Source organism: Atopobiaceae bacterium (assembly GCA_022483015.1).
GTDB lineage: Bacteria > Actinomycetota > Coriobacteriia > Coriobacteriales > Atopobiaceae > JALCUE01.
In genome coordinates this window covers 1,193,965-1,210,788 of sequence record JAKVOB010000001.1, presented here as the reverse complement: position 1 = coordinate 1,210,788, position 16,824 = coordinate 1,193,965, and the positions used below count along the sequence as shown (strand labels likewise).

Here is a 16,824-nt window from a genome sequence, read left to right as displayed (position 1 = left end):
AGGAGCTTACAAAACAAGGACAGCCCCCGAAGGAGCCGTCCCCTGTCCCCCTGCGTTTGTCGATGCATTTCCTAGCATTACTGGCATTGGGCAAGGCCCAGCGGCGCTAGGGAATGCATCGACAAACGAGAGGTGCCCACACGGTCGGCAGTTGTATGACAAAGGGGACGGCCCCCGAAGGAGCCGTCCCCTGGAACCTGACCTTGGCGGTCAGTATGTCGATCGGACTACTTGGCAGCCTCGATCAGGCCACTCTCGGATGCGGGGAGCTTCTTCTTGAGCATCGAGAGGATGAGCCCGGCCACTGCCGCACCGACGAGGATGGCGACGACGTACATGAACGGGTTCGTGATGATGGCGATGACCCAGATGCCACCGTGAGGGGCAGGGCAGGCGCAGCCGAAGAGCATGGAGAGAGCGCCTGCGAGGGCGGAGCCCACGATGCAGCTGGGAAGGACGCGGGCAGGGTCGCCTGCGGCGAACGGGATGGCGCCCTCGGTGATGAACGAGAGGCCCATGACGTAGTTCACGAGACCGGCCTTACGCTCCTCCTCGGTCCAGCGGTTCTTGAAGATCGTGGTGGAAAGCGCGATGGCCAGAGGGGGAACCATGCCGCCAGCCATGACGGCAGCCATGATCATGTTGCCCTCGGTGGTGCCGTAGGCAAGGGCGGCCGTACCGAAGACGTAGGCAGCCTTGTTGACCGGGCCGCCCATGTCGACGGACATCATGCCGCCGAGCAGGAGCCCGAGGAGGACCATGCTGGTACCGGACATGCTGTTCAGGAAGTCGGAGATGGCGACGTTGATGGCACCCATGACGGGGTTGATGCCGATGATGACGACACCGACGATGAGGATGCCGAGCAGCGGGTAGAGCAGGATCGGCTTGATGCCCTCGAGCGAGCTGGGCATGTGCGAGAAGAGCTTCTCCAGACCCAGCACGATGTAGCCACCGGCGAAGCCTGCGATGAGCGCACCGATGAAGCCGGAGCTGATGGCGACCGAGGAGTCATACGCCATGATGTTGGCGAACGTGTAGCCGCCGCTCGCGAGCGCGCCACCTACGAAGCCCACGGCAAGGCCGGGACGATCGGCGATGGACATCGCGATGAAGCCGGCAAGGATGGGCAGCATGAACCCGAAGGCGGTGTTGCCGACGGTCTTGAGGAAGGCAGCGAGCGGCGTGCCCATGCCGAAGGTCGAGGTACCGGCGTTGGCACCGTCGAACATGAAGGCCAACGCGATGAGGATGCCGCCGCCGACCACGAACGGCAGCATGTTGGAGACACCGTTCATGAGGTGCTTGTAGATGACGTGCCAGACCGACTCGCCCTCGCCGGACTCGTCAGCCGCGGGCTTGGCACCCTCGGCGGCGTGATAGACGGATGCCTCGCCCTTGACGATCTTGTTGATGAGGACCTCAGGCTTGTTGATGCCGTCGGAGACGGGGCAGGAGTAGAGCGGCTTGCCGTCGAAGCGCGAAAGGTCGATGTTCTTGTCGGCGGCGATGATGATGCCCTTGGCGTGCTTGATGTCGTCGGCCGTGAGCTTGTTCTTGGTGCCGCCAGAGCCCTGGGTCTCGGCCTTGAGCGAGAGGCCCATCTCGGTGGCCTTCTTCTCGAGGGCCTCCGCCGCCATATAGGTGTGGGCGATGCCCGTGGGGCAGGCCGTGATGGCGAGCACGTCATAGGTGCCGGCCTTGGACGCCGCCGCGGCGGCCTCGCCCTTCTCGGTGGCGAGACGTGCGGTCTCGGCTGCGTCGACGACCTTGCGGAACTCGTCGGCCGTCTTGGCGGCGCGGAGGTCGGCGCAGAACTGGGGGTCCATGAGCAGCGTCGAGAGACGGCTCAGCACCTCGAGGTGGACGTCGGCCTTGGTGTCAGGGGCGGCGATGAGGAACATCAGGTTCGTGGGCTTGCCGTCAGGCGAGTCATAGTCGACGCCCGCGGGGATCGTCATGGCCGCGAGACCGGCCGCGGAGACGGCCGCCGTCTTGGCGTGCGGGATGGCGATGCCCTCGCCCAGGGCCGTAGTCGACTCGGCCTCGCGCGCCTGGACCGCCTTCTTGTAGGCAGCAGCGTCGGTGACGTTGCCCTCCTTCTCCATGAGGGCGACCATCTTGTCGATGGCGTCCTCCTTGCTTGATGCCGAGCCGCCTATCTTGATGGCCTCGGGCTTGAGCAGGTCGCAGATGCGCATGGTGCCTCTCTCTCCTCTTGGTTGGTTGGACCTGATTGCTTGCCGACGATATGGTGCACGGGCCTTGCGCCCGAGAATACCTGGCGGAGCCGAGCGTGTCAGAGCGTCCTGAGCAGGGCATCCACCTCGGGACGCGTGGCGAGCTCAGACGAGAAGGCGCTGGCCGAGCCTGTGGAAACGCCCATGCGGAAGGCCGTGGCGTAGTCCCCGGCCTCGAGCATGCCCGAGACGAAGCCCGCGACCATGGAGTCGCCCGCGCCCACGGAGTTCACCACGGTGCCATGGGGAGCCGGCGCCTTGAAGACCTCTCCGGTCTCGGCCACGAGGACCGCGCCCTCCCCCGCCATCGAGACGAGCACGTTGGCGGCGCCACGCTCCTGGAGCCTCTTGGCATACGGCACGACCTCGTCACGCGTGGCAAGCGTGACGTCGAAGATCTCGCCGAGCTCGTGGTTGTTGGGCTTGATGAGGAAGGGATGGTATGGCAGGACGTTGGTGAGCAGGTCGCGCGTGGCATCGACCACGATGCGCACCCCCCGGCCGTCGAGTCGGGCCATGATCTGCTCGTACATGTCATCGGGAAGGGTGCTCGGGATGGAACCTGACACGACGAGCGTGTCGCCCTCGCCGAGGTTGTCGAGGCGCGAGAAGAGCGCGTCGACGTCGGCTGCGGTGATGCGGGGACCCTGACCGTTGATCTCGGTCTCCTCGGCGGACTTCACCTTGACGTTGATGCGGCTCATGCCCTCCGCGACGTGGATGAAGTCGGTCTGGCAGCCGTAGTCGTCCATGCGGCGCATGATCTCGCGACCGGTGAAGCCGGCCACGAAGCCGAGCGCACGCGAGGAGTGGCCGAGGTTCGCGAGGACGATCGAGACGTTCACACCCTTGCCGCCAGGGAGGATCTTCTCGGACGAGACTCGGTTGACCTCCCCGAGCGTGAGGTCGTCCACGCCCACGATGTAGTCGAGCGAGGGATTGAAGGTCACGGTATAGATCATAGGGACGCCTCCATAACGTTCTTGAGCCTGAGGTATCGGGAGTCAGCCGACGAGTCGGTGATCACGGTCGCGTCATCGGCATCGGCAAAGGTCACCGGGGCGACGCAGCCGAGCTTGCTTGCGTCGCACAGCACATAGCAGGCGGCCGTGTGTGCCATCGAGAGGCGCTTCACCATGGCCTCGTTGACGTCGGGCGTCGTGAAGCCATCCTCGGCGGTGAAGCCGTTGGTCCCCCAGAAGCCCTTGGTGAAGTGGTACTGGGCCACGGCGTTCAAGGCGGTGGGCCCCACGAGGGCCTCGGTGTCGGACTTGAGCTCGCCGCCGAGCATGATCGTGCGGCAGCCCTTGAGCGCGAGCTTGCGGGCATGCGGGATGGAGTTGGTCACGAAGGTGGCGCGCGTCTCGGTGAGGTAGTCGACGAGGCGCTCCGTGGAGGTGCCGGCATCGACGAAGACGAAGTCGTCGGGCTCGACGAGGGAGGCGGCAAGGCGGGCGATGCCGGTCTTCTCGTCGGCGTTCATGCCGTACTTGTCGGACATGGCCTGGTCGCGCGTGGAGAGGCGCCCCTGGACGCTCGCGGCACCGCCGTGGACGCGGGCGAGCCGGCCCTCGGCATCGAGGTGCTCGAGATCACGCCTGATGGTGGAGGGGCTCGCGTCAAGGCGGTCGCACAGCTCCTGTGCGGTGACCGTCCCTTGGGTGGTGACGAGCTCGCAGATCCGCGCGTAGCGTTCCTCGGCCAGCATCTCTTCCCCTTCCCTCCGTCGTCCGCGGCTGTGACGGCCGCCTCGTTCTTGCTGAGAAGGTTATACGCCAGGTTTGACCGCTTCCGTTCATCTTTCGCCAACTTCGGTCATGAGTGGTCATGTATTGACCGCGAACGGTCATATTCGTTCGGGTCAGTCGTCATGCAATGGTCAGGATTCGCCATCGGCAACCATATTCGTGCAGAGAGGGGTCGAACTGCCGACAGACGACGTCGGGACACCCAGCCCCGCCTCCCGACCTCTCGCATGCCCCCTCCCGAAGGTACTTCGGTGCCTAACGGTTAGGTACCTTGACATCACCGCCACAGCAGCCTAGACTCCTTGCAGCCGAGAGGCCGCCACATACGTGCCTCGCGCACCATCCGACCACGAGCGAGTCGGAAGCACCCGCCCGCGCATACCAGGAAGCACAGCCCATGACCGAACCAGAACGCACCGAGACGCCACCGACCGAGCCCCTCCCCGAGTGCTGCTATCCGCGCACGCGCGAGGAGAAGCTCCTGTCAGAGCTCGGGTACTGCGGCCATTACCTGCACTTCTATGGAGGCGGCCGCTCGGGACGCACGCACATACTCACCATGCTCCTGAGGAACGACGGCCAGATGGACCAACGCAGGATCCAGGAGACGTTCCAGCTCAAGGCGGGATCGCTCTCGGAGGTGCTCGCCAAGCTCGAGCGCGACGGCCTCATCAGCCGCGACCGCTCGCCGCAGGACCGCCGCCAGCTCGTGGTGAGCCTCACCGAGCGGGGCCACGCCGAGGCCTGCGAGGAGAAGTACGTGCACGAACGGTTCAAGCGCGAGTGCTTCACATGCCTCACGCCAGACGAGCAGGATGAGCTGCTCACCATGCTCGAGAAGGTCCACGATCGCTGGGAGTCACTTGATGATTAAGCGTCTTATGCAAAGCATACGCGAGTACAAGCGTGCGTCCATCGCCACGCCGCTGTTCGTGATCGGCGAGGTGGCCATGGAGGTGACCATCCCCTACTTCACCGCGCAGCTCATCGACGCCTACCAGGCGGGTGCCGGCATGGACGTGATCCTGCGCTACGGGGGCGTCCTCCTGGCCATGGCGCTCATATCGCTCGCCTTCGGCACGGCGGCAGGCGTCACCTGCTCCAAGGCCTCCTGCGGCCTGGCCAAGAACCTGCGCCACGACATGTTCTACAACATCCAGACCTTCTCGTTCGCCACCATCGACCGCTTCTCGACGTCGAGCCTGGTCACCCGCATGACCACCGACGTCAACAACGTCCAGCTGGCCTACATGCAGATCATCCGCACGGCCATCCGCTGCCCGCTCATGCTCGTCATGGCCTTCGTCATGGCCTACATCATGGGCGGCGGCCTCGCCGTGGTCTACCTCTTCGTCATCCCCGTGCTGGCCATCGGCCTGGGGCTCGTCATCAAGGCGACGATGCCCCTGTTCAAGCGGGTGTTCAGGAAGTACGACAAGCTCAACGAGTCCGTCGAGGAGAACATCGAGGGCATGCGCGTGGTCAAGGCATACGTCCGCGAGGACTACGAGGAGGGCAAGTTCGCCCGCGCCGCCCGCGACGTCTGCGGTGACTTCACCCATGCCGAGAAGATCCTGGCGCTGAACTCGCCCATGATGAACCTCTGCGTCGACATCATCTTCGTGTTCGTCATCTACTACGCGAGCTACACCATCGTCACCACCCAGGGCGTGGCCATGAACGTGGGGCAGTTCTCGAGCCTCTTCACCTATGGCTTCATGATGCTCATGAGCCTCATGATGCTCTCGATGGTCTTCGTCATGATCACCATGGCTGACGAGTCCGCACACCGTATCGTCGAGGTCCTCGAGGCCACGACCACCATAACGAACCCCGCCGACCCCATCATGGAGGTCCCGGACGGCAGCATCGACTTCGACCACGTGAGCTTCAAGTACTCCAAGAGCGCCGAGCGCATGGCCCTCTCGGACATCGACCTCCACATCAGGAGCGGCGAGACCATCGGCATCGTCGGCGGCACCGGCTCGTCCAAGTCGACCCTCATCCAGCTCATCAGCCGCCTCTATGACGTCACCGAGGGCACCGTGCGCGTGGGCGGCCACGACGTGCGTGACTATGACCTCGACACCCTGCGCAACCAGGTCGCCGTCGTGCTCCAGAAGAACGTGCTCTTCTCGGGGACCATCGCCGAGAACCTGCGCTGGGGCGACCTCGACGCCACCGACGACGAGGTCGAGGCCGCGACACGCCTGGCCCAGGCCGACGAGTTCGTCCAGGGCTTCCCCGACAAGTACGACACCTACATCGAGCAGGGCGGCACCAACGTCTCGGGCGGCCAGAAGCAGCGCCTCTGCATCGCACGTGCCCTTCTCAAGAACCCCAAGGTCATCATCCTGGACGACTCCACGAGCGCCGTGGACACCAAGACCGACGCCCTCATCCGCGACGGGTTCAAGGACTTCATCCCCAGCACCACCAAGGTCATCATCGCCCAGCGCACGGCCTCGGTGGAGGACGCCGACCGCATCGTCGTGATGGACGACGGCGCCATCTCGGCCGTGGGCACGCACGACCAGCTCATGCAGACCTCGGACATCTACCGCGAGACGTACCTCTCGCAGAACAAGCAGTCCGCTGACGAGAAGGACGGCACGGCCCAGATACCTGCCACCTCAGGAAGGGACGGTGAGTGACATGGCAGAGACGTCCAAGCGCACCCCCGACATGGCCGGCGACATCGCCAACCCCAGCGCGCCCGCGCAGGCCGCACCCTCGAAGTCGCACGTCGTGGGCCGCATCATCCGCACGCTGTTCTCGTTCTATCCCAAGCTCCTGCCCATCATCATCGTCTGCATCATCCTGAACGCCGTGATCAGCGCCATCCCCTCCGTCTTCATGCAGAAGGCGCTCTCCCTCGTGGGCGACGTCTGGCGCGACGGCGACTGGGCGCGGATCGCCGAGCCCATGGCCCAGCTCGTCATCATCCTCGCCGCCCTCTATGGCGTCTCGCTCGTGTCGATCTTCGTCTGGAACCGCCTCATGGCCACCGTCACCCAGGGCAGCCTCGAGAAGTTCCGCGAGATGATGTTCGACCGCATGGAGGCCCTGCCGGTCCGCTACTTCGACACGCACTTCCACGGCGACGTCATGAGCCATTACACCAACGACATCGACACCCTGCGCCAGATGATCTCGCAGTCGCTGCCGCAGCTGTTCGTGACCGGCATCGTCATCTGCGTCGACCTGTTCATCATGTTCTGGTTCAGCCTGTGGATGGCCCTGGTCGTGCTGGCCGGCGTCAGCCTGTTGGTCGTGCTCACCAAGTACCTCGGCGGCAAGAGCGCCCACTTCTTCCTGCGCCAGCAGAAGACCCTGGGCGCCACCGAGGGCTTCGCCGAGGAGGCCATGGCCGGCGAGAAGGTCATCAAGGTCTTCTGCCACGAGGGCGAGAGCGAGGCTGCCTTCGACCGCGTGAACGACGCCCTCTACGAGGATGCACGCAAGGCCAACACCTACACCAACATCCTGGGCCCCGTCCTCATGAACATGGGCAACGTCCTGTACGTGTGCGTGGCCGTGGCTGGTGGCATCTTCATCCTCATGGGCACGCCCAACCTGTCCATCTCGGGGATGGCGCTCACCATCGCCGTGGCCGTGCCGTTCCTCAACATCACCAAGCAGTTCGCCGGCCAGATCGGCCAGGTCTCCCAGCAGATCAACGCCGTGGTCATGGGCATCGCTGGCGCCGAGCGCATCTTCGAGCTCATCGACGAGGAGCCCGAGGTCGACGACGGCTACGTCACACTGGTCAACGCCAAGCTCGAGGGCGGTGCGCTCACCGAGTGCCCCGAGCGCACCAACATGTGGGCCTGGAAGCATCCCCACCACGACGGCACCACGACCTACACCCTGCTCGCCGGCGACGTCCGCATGAACGAGGTCGACTTCGGCTACGAGCCGGGACATGTGGTGCTCCACGACGTGTCGCTGTTCGCCAAGCCCGGCCAGAAGGTCGCCTTCGTCGGGGCCACCGGTGCCGGCAAGACCACGATCACCAACCTCCTCAACCGCTTCTATGACATCGAGGACGGCAAGATCCGCTACGACGGCATCAACATCAACAAGATCCGCAAGGACGACCTGCGCCACTCGCTCGGCATGGTGCTCCAGGACACCAACCTGTTCTATGGCAGCGTGATGGACAACATCCGCTACGGAAGACTCGACGCCACCGACGACGAATGCCGTGAGGCGGCCCGCCTGGCCGGCGCCAACGGCTTCATCGAGCGCCTGCCCGAGGGCTATGACACCCTCCTCACCGACAACGGGACCCAGCTTTCCCAGGGCCAGCGCCAGCTCGTCTCCATCGCCCGTGCCGCTGTGGCCGACCCGCCCGTCATGATCCTCGACGAGGCCACGAGCTCCATCGACACGCGTACCGAGAAGATCGTGCAGCAGGGGATGGACGCCCTCATGAAGGGACGCACCACCTTCGTCATCGCCCACCGCCTCTCGACCGTACGCGATGCCGACGTGATCATCGTGCTCGACCACGGCCGGATCATCGAGCGTGGCACCCACGACGAGCTCCTCGCCCAGAAGGGCACGTACTACCAGCTCTATACCGGCGCGTTCGAGCTGGAGTAGGCCGAGAGGGGCGCCCTGCCCGAGGGCCACGCCGCGCGCGAGGGCATGCCCGTTCCGCCACGGGGGCCCGCACACGACGGTGCCCCCGAGGAATAGGGCAGACATGGAACGGGGCGGCTGCGGGCCATGCCAGGGTCACTCTCGGCAGGCAATGCGTGGACCCAGCGGCATTGCTTGCCGATTGTGACCCACGAGGCGGCTTCCGGGCAGACCCAGGGTCACTCTCGGCAGGCAATGCGAGGACCCAGCGGCATTGCTTGCCGAGAGTGACCCACGAGTCATGACCTTGCACCGCTCGCCCACCTGCCCCCGGCGGCTGCCCTGCTTGGGTATAACCCTTGCAACGACAGCACAACCTGCGGAGGCGGCCCATGAGCTACTATCCCATCAAGGTCAAGCGGACCATCTCGTACTCCATGTATGTCGAGGCGGATGACGATGACCAGGCGCTCGACATCGCCCGCGACCGCCTCCAGAAGAAGTCGGCGATCCTGTACGACCAGGACGACAACGACGACTTCACCATCCGTGCCAGCGTCGAGGACAATGACGACTACCCCGTGCTCGCCACCGCTCGCGAGGCGCTCGAGAGCAGCCTCACCTACACGGTCGACAGCCAGGGCGAGGACATCGACCCCGCCGACGAGTCCAGGAAGCCTTACCGCCCACGGCACGAACGCCACTAGCCCAGGTACCGACGACATGTGAGATGGCCCTCGGACGACCCGATGCGCCGCGCGTCATGAGCCCCTATGCGAGGCCTCTCGCACGAGTCCGGTACTCGTGCGGGCTGCAGCGGTAGTCCTTGCGGAAGAGCTGGGCCAGGCTCGACGAGCCCGACACGCCCACCTCATGGGCGACCTCGGCGACGCTCATCCCCGGTTCGTGAACAAGGAGGTCGGCGGCCCGTCTCATGCGGCACTGCCTCAGATAGACGGAGGGCGACGTCGCGAGCGAGGCACGGAAGGCCCTGAGGCACTCCCGCTCCCCGACGCCCCCGGCCCGGGCGATGTCGCCCACGCCAATCCGCTCGGCATAGTGTTCCTCCACGAAGTCGCACATGACCCGGACCCGGGTCGAGCCGACGTCGATCGCCTCCCGTCGTGCCGATGGCGCGGCCACACGGGCGAGGATGTCGCACACGAGCCAGGAGAGGGCCTCGCGGACCGCGACCTCATATCCCGGGACCTCGGCATCCAGCGCCTCGACGGCCTGCCTCATGAGCCCCAACGCGCTGGCATCACCTGGATCGTCATGGGAGAGGAGCGCGACCGGGAGGTCGGACCTCCGCACCAGGGGCATGACATAACGCCTGGCGAAGACCGAGTCGTACGTGCCACATATGAGCAGGGGACTGAAGACGAGACCGTAGAGGCGCGCATGCGGCGCGCCAGCCGCCTCGTGGGGCACGCTCGCGTTGACGAAGCAGGCGTCGCCTGCGCCGAGGAGCACGGAGGTACCCGGCACGCGCATGCGCAGGTTCCCCTCGATGACAAGGTTGGCCTCGAAGTCGTTATGCCAATGCCAGGGAAGCTCTCCCGCCGGCGTGTCATCGTGTTCCTCGTCGTAGCCCAGACACGGGAAGTCGTCCGTGCCGTGGGGCATGAGCTCGTGTCCCTCCCCGTCGAGGGCCAGCTCGGACGGCTTGATGAGCGCCATGGCGTCCTCCCGGTATGTCCGATTTACGATGCTTTCTGTCTATTATGCTGCTATTCAGACACTCACACATCAGTACCGTGAGATTGTCCATATTCCCATCCGGACGGGAGCTCCATGCCGCGTCTGCTTCTCCCCATCATCTACCTCGCCTTCGTGGCCCTCGGGCTCCCCGACTCCCTCCTGGGGTCAGCCTGGCCGGCCATGCACGTGTCCTTGGGAACGGCCCTCGAGAGCCAGGGACTCATCTCGATGCTCATCGCAGGCTGCACCATCGTGTCCAGCCTCGCCACCGACCACCTCCAACGCGCGTTCGGGACGGGCCGGCTCACCGCGGCGTCGGTCGGCCTCACCGCCGTGGCGCTCGCAGGCCTCTCGACCACCACGAGCCTCTGGCAGGTCTGCCTCTGGGCGGTGCCCTATGGCCTAGGGGCGGGCGCGGTCGACGCCTCCCTCAACGGCTACGTGGCCCTGCACTACCAGGCAAGCCATATGAGCTGGCTGCACTGCAGCTGGGGCATCGGCGCGAGCCTGGGACCGATGGTCATGGGGGCATGCCTGGCCAGGATGGCCGGCTGGCAGGCGGGATACCTCACGATCGGCGCGGTCCAGGCCGTCCTTGCAGGCCTGCTCGTGGTGACCCTGCCGCTCTGGAAGGCCGCGGAGGCCGCGCGCGAGCAGCCGGGTGGGGAGGGCGTCGACGCGCCGCAGGGCATTGCCTCACGGACCACCGAGAAGGACGGCTCCCCCACAGGGCCACAGACACGTCAGACACGCTCGCAGCTGCTCAAGGCACCTGGTACCTGGCAGGTCATGGCCGGGTTCCTCTGCTACACCGCCCTCGAGGCCGGATGCGGCCTCTGGGGTGCCACCTACGTCGTGCAGGCACAGGGGGCCGACACGGCCACCGCGGCATCGCTCGTCTCCCTCTTCTACGTGGGAATCACCCTGGGACGCCTCGTGTCAGGGTTCCTGACCCTCCGCCTCGACGCCACCTCGCTCCTGCACCTCGGCCAGGCGCTCGCAGCCATGGGTGTCCTTCTCCTCATGCTGGGCTCGGGCGTCGCCATGATGGGTGTGGCGCTGTTCCTCATAGGCCTGGGATGCGCGCCCATCTATCCCACGCTGCTCCAGCAGACGCCTGCCCGCTTCGGCAGCACCGGCTCGCAGTCGATGATGGGCCTCCAGATGGCCTGCGCCTACGCGGGCACGACCCTCTTCCCGCCGCTCGCGGGCCTTCTCCTGGGAGCGGGTGCCACCTGGGCCTACCCCACCTCCCTCCTCACCGTGACGTTCCTGATGGCACTCTGCGTGACCTGGGGTGACCATCTGATCGACAAGGATAGGCATGGCCGAACGGCCACAGACGACAAGGAGTCCTCATGCTAGCTGACTATCACGTTCACTCGATCTTCTCGGACGACTCTTTCTACCCCATGGAGGAGGTCTGCCGCGACGCGGTCCGACTCAACCTCGACGAGATCTGCTTCACCGACCACGTCGACTATGGCGTCAAGCCTGACCATGACGCCCCGGACGGGGCCCGCATCGAGAATGGCCTGCCGGTGACCAACGTGGACTACCGGCACTACTTCCCCGAGGTCGCCCGCGTGCAGGAGGAGTTCGCCGACGAGCTCGTCGTGCGCTGCGGCATGGAGTTCGGCGTGCAGGTGCACACCGAGCCGCAGTTCGATCGCCTCTACGAGGCACACAAGGAGCAATGGGACTTCCTGATCCTCTCGATCCACCAGGTCGCGGACCTCGAGTTCTGGATGGGCGACTTCCAGGAGGGCAGGACCCAGAAGGAGTACAACGATGCCTACTACCAGGAGCTCTACGACGTCGTCCGAAGCTTCGACCACTACTCCGTCCTAGGACACCTCGACCTCATCAAGCGCTACGACCCGGCCGGCGCCTATCCGTTCGAGGCCACGCGCGACATCGTGGCGGCCATCCTCGAGCGCGTCATCGCCTCGGGCAAGGGGATCGAGGTCAACACCTCGTCGTTCCGCTATGGCCTGGCCGACCTGCAGCCCTGCACGGAGATCCTCCGCCTCTACCACGACCTGGGCGGCCGCATCGTGACCATCGGGTCCGACTCCCACAAGCCTGCCCACCTCGGCGCCTACATCCGGCTGGTCCAACGGAGGCTCGCAGCTCTGGGATACACCGAGTTCTGCACGTTCGACCACATGGAGCCGACGTTCCATCCCCTCGAGGCATGAGGGCCGAGCAGCCGAGGGCGGTCGGGCGGACGCGTGCCTCGTCAGGCGGACGGCCTAGTGGTGCCTGCGCCGATGTCGGCGATAGACGTCATGCACGACCCACAGCGAGACGAGCAGCGCCGCCAGATACCCCAGGATGCCCAGGTAGGCGATGACGGGCATGCTGGGCGAGACCGTGCTCGCATAGCACAGCACCGACGAGCCGATGAGGAGCCCGGCCGTGATGACGCCCGTGGTGAGGCGGTCGGCGATGTGCGAGAGGTCGTCGATGGGGTCCTCTGAGCCCACGAAGTCCATGTTGAGCTTGAGCTGGCCACGTGTGAGCATGCCCATGGCAAGGTCGGCCTGCGAGGCCGCCCCCAGCATGCCGTGGAGCGCCTTGTGGGACTCGGGCGCGAGGGTCTCGACCTCCTTCCTCATGAGGTCGGTAGGGCTCTCGACGCCCTTGATGTGGTTCTTGATGATCTCGATGATGCTCACGCCCGGGAGGAACTCGTCGATGACGCCCTCGAGCGTGACCATGCCACGGGCGAACATCGTGACCGCCCCGGGCAGCTCGATGCCGTTGTGGCGCGCGAGCGTGATGATCTGGCCCAGGAACTCGCCGATGTCGAGGTCCTCGAGGCTCATGCTGCCGTACTCGTCCACGATGCGGTCGAGGTCGTCGAGCAGGGCCGCATGGTCCACGTCCTCGACGGAGCCCGTCGAGAAGCTGAGCAGGCCCTCCTTGAGCGCAGGCGTGTCGTGCTCGGCCACGGCGAAGACCATCTGGCGCATGAGCGAGCGGTAGCGTACCGAGAGCCGGCCCATCATGCCGAGGTCGATGAAGACGATCTTGCGCCCGGCCACCATGATGTTGCCGGGGTGCGGATCGGCATGGAAGAAGCCGACGTCGAGCACCTGCGTGGCATAGTTGTCCACGAGCTTGGTGCCGATCTCGGTGAGGTCGTAGCCGGCGGCCTCGAGCTTGGCCGGCTTCGAGATGGTGATGCCGTCCACGTAGTCCATCACGACCACGTGCTCGGTGCAGAGCGCCATGTGGGGGCTCGGGCAGTCCACGAAGGCGCAGTCGGCGTTGTCCTCCTTGAACTCCTCGAGGTTGCGGGCCTCCACGAGGAAGTCCGTCTCGAGGCGGAAGTTCTCCCAGAGCTCCTCGACGACGCTCGCCAGGTCGATGAACTGGTCGCCCTTGATGAAGCGGGCCATGCGTCTCGAGACGGAGCGCATGATGTCGATGTCCTGGGCCATGATCTCCTGCACGCGGGGGCGCTGCACCTTCACGGCGACCTGCGTGCCGTCCAGGAGCGTCGCCCTATGGACCTGGGCCACCGAGGCCGATCCCAAGGGCTTGGGGTCGATGCTGGCGAACATGGTGTCGAGGGGACGCCCGTACTCGGCCTCGAGCGTCTCGCGCACCAGGTCGAACGGCATGGGATCGACGTCGGCACGCAGCTTCGTGAGCTCCTGGCAGAAGCGGTCAGGCAGGATCTCTGAGCGCATGGACAGGATCTGGCCGGCCTTCACGAAGGTGGGGCCGAGCTCCTCGAGCATGCGCCGCAGCTTGACGGGGGTGAGGCCATGGAAGACGTCGTACTTCCGCACGATCGAGAACATCTGCAGGAGCCGCTCGCGCCGCCCCGCCTTGGTGAGGTTGTACCGGCTCGTCCCCGAGGTGGCAAAGCCGCCGAGAAGCCCGATGGTCTCCTCGTCCTCCTCGGGGTCGTCCGAGCCCGAGGTGCCACCCTCGACCGCCGGGCCATCGGACTCCGCGGAAGCATCATCGCCACGCATGCGCCTGCGGCGCTGCGCGTCATCCTCCTCGAGCTCGGCCACCTCGTCACGCTGGCGGTATCCGGGCTGCTGCGTTTTGTCGCCTGTTGGCATCCGGGCCTACTCGGCCTTCTCGGCCGGCTTCTCGGAAGGCTCGTCGGCCTCGACGTCGACCTTGCAGGAACCTGCGGCCACGTCGTCGGCGACCTCGGTCACATGCTTGACGTAGGCGGCACGCTCGTCCGCGCTCATCGTGGCGAGCTTGGAGCGGAGCAGCGTGTCCGAGGCGTCGGTGGTGGCAGCCTTGGCCTTCACCGTGAGCTCCTGGTTCAGGGCCTTGCCCTGCTCGACCGTGAGCTCGCCCTTCTTGACGAGGTCCGAGATGACCTCCTCGCCCTTCTCGGCACTCGTGGCCATGGCGCCCACGCCTGCCAGGAAGATCGTGCGAAGACCACTCGTGAGGTCAAGGTTGAGATCTGCCATCATGTCCTCCTCTGACTGGGGCCTGAGGCCCCGTGCGAATCCCATACGTGCAGGTTCTACCTACAGGCAGTCTACCCCTCAAGCCCGATGGGAAACACTACCTTGCAAGACCGTAAGGAGGTCGTCGGCAGACTCGACGATGGCGACGGCACCGGCATCTGCCAGCTCCGACCGCGTGGCGGTGCCGAAGAGGGCGCCTACGCAGGGAACGCCGTTGGCACGAGCCCCCTCCACGTCATAGAAGCGGTCACCGACCATGACGGCGTCGTCCGAGGTCGTCCCCAGCGCGACGAGCGTGTCGGCCACGAGCGAGGCCTTGTCGGCACGTGCCGGGTCGGTCTGGCCCACCACCACCTCGAACAGGTCGAGCACACCGTCGTCGGCGAGCATCGCGAGCGCCGTCGGCTCGCGCTTCGACGTGGTCACCGCGAGGCGGCGACCCGACCCCGCCAGCACGGACAGCATGTGCGCGATCCCCGGAAAGAGCGGATGGGTCTCGGGGCCGAGCTCGGCATAGGCCTTGCGATAGCGTCGGCACACCTCGGCGGCGTCCGCCGCGGACATGCCATAGACCTCCGAGAAGGCACCCGGGAACGGTGGGCCCACGATGCGACCGGCATCCCCTATCTCCTCGGACGTGAGGCCCCAGTCAGAGAGGACCTCACGGGCCACGGCCACGATGCCCGAGCGCGTGTCGGCCAGCGTCCCGTCGAAGTCGAACAGGACGCAGCCACGCGAGGCCAGGCCGGACGCGGCATCTGTCAGGACGTTCTTCTCGGTCATCATCAGGCGGTACCTCCGCCTCGCATCATGCCACATGACGGGCCTCCGGGACGAGCTGCGCCGCATAGGCCCCTTTGTACTGGTTTCATATCCGAAACCCACGGCGGCGCCGCCTCGGCTATCATTACCTGAAATGCGTGGCCGACATGACCGCGCGCAGACGAGAGGAACTGCATGTCGCGCGTCTATACCTTCCTGCCCGGTCCAGCCGCCATCCCCGAGAGCGTCCTGTCATCTGCCGGTGCGGAGCTGCTCGACTACCAGGGGTCCGGCATGTCGATCCTCGAGATGAGCCACCGCAGCCCCGAGTTCCAGGCCGTCATCGACGACGCCGAGGCCACGCTCAGGAGGCTCCTGTCCATCCCCGATGGCTACCATGTGCTGTTCCTCCAGGGAGGGGCCACCCTCGAGTTCGCGGGCATCCCGATGAACCTCATGCGCACCCAGCACGCCGGCTACCTCGTGACGGGCAACTTCGCGCGCAAGGCCTGGCAGGAGGCCCAGCGCTACGGCAAGGCCGACGTGCTCGCCTCCAGCGAGGACACCGGCTTCGACCGCATCCCGCCCATGGCCGACGTCAACGTGGACCCTGCGCTCGACTACGTCTACATCTGCCAGAACAACACCATCTTCGGGACCATGTTCAACGAGCTCCCCGCCTGCGGGGACGTGCCGCTCGTGGCCGACGTCTCGAGCTGCTTCCTCTCCATGCCGCTCGACGTGAGCCGCTACGGCCTCATCTATGCGGGTGCCCAGAAGAACGCCGGTCCCGCCGGCACCACCGTCATCATCGTCCGCGACGACCTCGTGAGCGACGGTCCCGCGCTCGACATCTGTCCCAGCTACCTCGACTACCGCACCCAGGCTGCCAAGGACTCCATGCTGAACACGCCCAACACCTGGGGCATCTACCTGTCAGGCAAGGTCTTCCGCTGGGTCGAGGAGCAAGGCGGCCTTGCCGTCATGGAGAGGCGCAACCGCGAGAAGGCGGGGCTGCTCTATGACGCCCTCGACGCCAGCGACCTCTTCCGTCCCACGGCCTCCCCCGAGAGCCGCTCGATCTCGAACGTCTGCTTCCGTACCGGCTCCGACGAGCTCGACGCCGCCTTCGTGGCGGGCGCCGATGCCCGCGGCCTCAAGGGCACCAAGGGCCACCGCCTCACGGGCGGCATGCGCGCGAGCGTCTACAACGCCGTTCCCGTGGAGGGCGTGCGCAAGCTGGTCTCCTACATGCACGAGTTCGAGCAGGCCCACGCAGGTGAGGTCGCCGGGAGCGCCCCGCGATCTTTCTAGCCGGCCTTCTGGTCGGCT

14 protein-coding genes are annotated in these 16,824 nt (G+C 65.9%); 7 read left to right on the top strand and 7 right to left on the bottom strand.

Translation table 11 applies throughout. The annotated features are described in order from the left end of the window. Positions 1-227: 227 nt before the first annotated feature. From LKE50_05150 to LKE50_05140, 3 genes are all read right to left on the bottom strand, one after another. Positions 228-2,201 (bottom strand): fructose-specific PTS transporter subunit EIIC, encoded by a 1,974-nt coding sequence (locus LKE50_05150; protein ID MCH3967996.1) that lies wholly within the window; start codon positions 2,199-2,201, stop codon positions 228-230. Between the two features lie 98 nt (positions 2,202-2,299). Continuing rightward, on the bottom strand, positions 2,300-3,202 hold the full coding sequence (gene pfkB / locus LKE50_05145) for a 1-phosphofructokinase (protein MCH3967995.1): 903 nt from the start codon (positions 3,200-3,202) through the stop codon (positions 2,300-2,302). Then, a complete protein-coding gene (locus tag LKE50_05140; protein MCH3967994.1) occupies positions 3,199-3,948 on the bottom strand; it encodes a DeoR/GlpR family DNA-binding transcription regulator in 750 nt (249 codons plus the stop codon). The genes pfkB and LKE50_05140 overlap by 4 nt, the downstream gene beginning before the upstream one ends. A 437-nt stretch (positions 3,949-4,385) precedes the next feature. Here LKE50_05140 and LKE50_05135 point away from each other — a divergent pair, with 437 nt between their 5' ends. The 4 genes from LKE50_05135 (at position 4,386) to LKE50_05120 (ending at position 9,282) form a co-directional block, all read left to right on the top strand. Continuing rightward, positions 4,386-4,862, top strand: coding sequence for a MarR family transcriptional regulator (locus LKE50_05135; GenBank protein ID MCH3967993.1), 477 nt, complete (start codon positions 4,386-4,388; stop codon positions 4,860-4,862). Then, positions 4,855-6,642 carry an ABC transporter ATP-binding protein/permease gene (locus LKE50_05130; GenBank protein MCH3967992.1) on the top strand — a complete coding sequence of 596 codons (1,788 nt, stop codon included), beginning with the start codon at positions 4,855-4,857 and terminating at the stop codon, positions 6,640-6,642. The genes LKE50_05135 and LKE50_05130 overlap by 8 nt, the downstream gene beginning before the upstream one ends. A gap of 1 nt (position 6,643) precedes the next feature. Beyond that, entirely contained in the window at positions 6,644-8,596 is a 1,953-nt protein-coding gene (locus tag LKE50_05125) for an ABC transporter ATP-binding protein/permease (protein MCH3967991.1), read from the top strand. 371 nt (positions 8,597-8,967) lie between these two features. After that, entirely contained in the window at positions 8,968-9,282 is a 315-nt protein-coding gene (locus LKE50_05120) for a hypothetical protein (protein MCH3967990.1), read from the top strand. Between the two features lie 64 nt (positions 9,283-9,346). Here LKE50_05120 and LKE50_05115 read toward each other — a convergent pair whose 3' ends face one another. Then, entirely contained in the window at positions 9,347-10,255 is a 909-nt protein-coding gene (locus LKE50_05115) for an AraC family transcriptional regulator (protein ID MCH3967989.1), read from the bottom strand. Between the two features lie 114 nt (positions 10,256-10,369). On the opposite strand from LKE50_05115, the gene LKE50_05110 reads away from it, so the two are divergent. Both LKE50_05110 and LKE50_05105 read left to right on the top strand, forming a co-directional pair. Further along, entirely contained in the window at positions 10,370-11,641 is a 1,272-nt protein-coding gene (locus tag LKE50_05110) for an MFS transporter (protein MCH3967988.1), read from the top strand. After that, complete coding sequence (locus tag LKE50_05105; protein MCH3967987.1) at positions 11,635-12,477, top strand: histidinol-phosphatase HisJ family protein; 843 nt, start codon at positions 11,635-11,637, stop codon at positions 12,475-12,477. Before LKE50_05110 ends, LKE50_05105 begins: the two co-directional genes overlap by 7 nt. A 54-nt stretch (positions 12,478-12,531) precedes the next feature. Here LKE50_05105 and LKE50_05100 read toward each other — a convergent pair whose 3' ends face one another. From LKE50_05100 to LKE50_05090, 3 genes are all read right to left on the bottom strand, one after another. Then, on the bottom strand, positions 12,532-14,361 hold the full coding sequence (locus tag LKE50_05100; GenBank protein MCH3967986.1) for an AarF/UbiB family protein: 1,830 nt from the start codon (positions 14,359-14,361) through the stop codon (positions 12,532-12,534). A gap of 6 nt (positions 14,362-14,367) precedes the next feature. Further along, entirely contained in the window at positions 14,368-14,730 is a 363-nt protein-coding gene (locus LKE50_05095; GenBank protein ID MCH3967985.1) for a hypothetical protein, read from the bottom strand. A gap of 78 nt (positions 14,731-14,808) precedes the next feature. Then, a complete protein-coding gene (locus tag LKE50_05090; protein MCH3967984.1) occupies positions 14,809-15,516 on the bottom strand; it encodes an HAD hydrolase-like protein in 708 nt (235 codons plus the stop codon). 171 nt (positions 15,517-15,687) lie between these two features. On the opposite strand from LKE50_05090, the gene serC reads away from it, so the two are divergent. Further along, positions 15,688-16,806, top strand: coding sequence for a 3-phosphoserine/phosphohydroxythreonine transaminase (serC, locus tag LKE50_05085; GenBank protein MCH3967983.1), 1,119 nt, complete (start codon positions 15,688-15,690; stop codon positions 16,804-16,806). The last annotated feature ends 18 nt before the right edge of the window (positions 16,807-16,824 follow it).

What these genes read in the sequence shown, in the direction of transcription:
- LKE50_05135 (MCH3967993.1), top strand. Translation starts at nt 4,386, where the DNA reads ATGACCGAACCAGAACGCACCGAGACGCCACCGACCGAGCCCCTCCCC.
- serC (MCH3967983.1), top strand. Translation starts at nt 15,688, where the DNA reads ATGTCGCGCGTCTATACCTTCCTGCCCGGTCCAGCCGCCATCCCCGAG.
- LKE50_05110 (MCH3967988.1), top strand. Translation starts at nt 10,370, where the DNA reads ATGCCGCGTCTGCTTCTCCCCATCATCTACCTCGCCTTCGTGGCCCTC.
- LKE50_05140 (MCH3967994.1), bottom strand. Translation starts at nt 3,948, where the DNA reads ATGCTGGCCGAGGAACGCTACGCGCGGATCTGCGAGCTCGTCACCACC.
- LKE50_05090 (MCH3967984.1), bottom strand. Translation starts at nt 15,516, where the DNA reads ATGATGACCGAGAAGAACGTCCTGACAGATGCCGCGTCCGGCCTGGCC.
- LKE50_05150 (MCH3967996.1), bottom strand. Translation starts at nt 2,201, where the DNA reads ATGCGCATCTGCGACCTGCTCAAGCCCGAGGCCATCAAGATAGGCGGC.
- LKE50_05125 (MCH3967991.1), top strand. Translation starts at nt 6,644, where the DNA reads ATGGCAGAGACGTCCAAGCGCACCCCCGACATGGCCGGCGACATCGCC.
- pfkB (MCH3967995.1), bottom strand. Translation starts at nt 3,202, where the DNA reads ATGATCTATACCGTGACCTTCAATCCCTCGCTCGACTACATCGTGGGC.
- LKE50_05115 (MCH3967989.1), bottom strand. Translation starts at nt 10,255, where the DNA reads ATGGCGCTCATCAAGCCGTCCGAGCTGGCCCTCGACGGGGAGGGACAC.
- LKE50_05130 (MCH3967992.1), top strand. Translation starts at nt 4,855, where the DNA reads ATGATTAAGCGTCTTATGCAAAGCATACGCGAGTACAAGCGTGCGTCC.
- LKE50_05120 (MCH3967990.1), top strand. Translation starts at nt 8,968, where the DNA reads ATGAGCTACTATCCCATCAAGGTCAAGCGGACCATCTCGTACTCCATG.
- LKE50_05100 (MCH3967986.1), bottom strand. Translation starts at nt 14,361, where the DNA reads ATGCCAACAGGCGACAAAACGCAGCAGCCCGGATACCGCCAGCGTGAC.
- LKE50_05095 (MCH3967985.1), bottom strand. Translation starts at nt 14,730, where the DNA reads ATGGCAGATCTCAACCTTGACCTCACGAGTGGTCTTCGCACGATCTTC.
- LKE50_05105 (MCH3967987.1), top strand. Translation starts at nt 11,635, where the DNA reads ATGCTAGCTGACTATCACGTTCACTCGATCTTCTCGGACGACTCTTTC.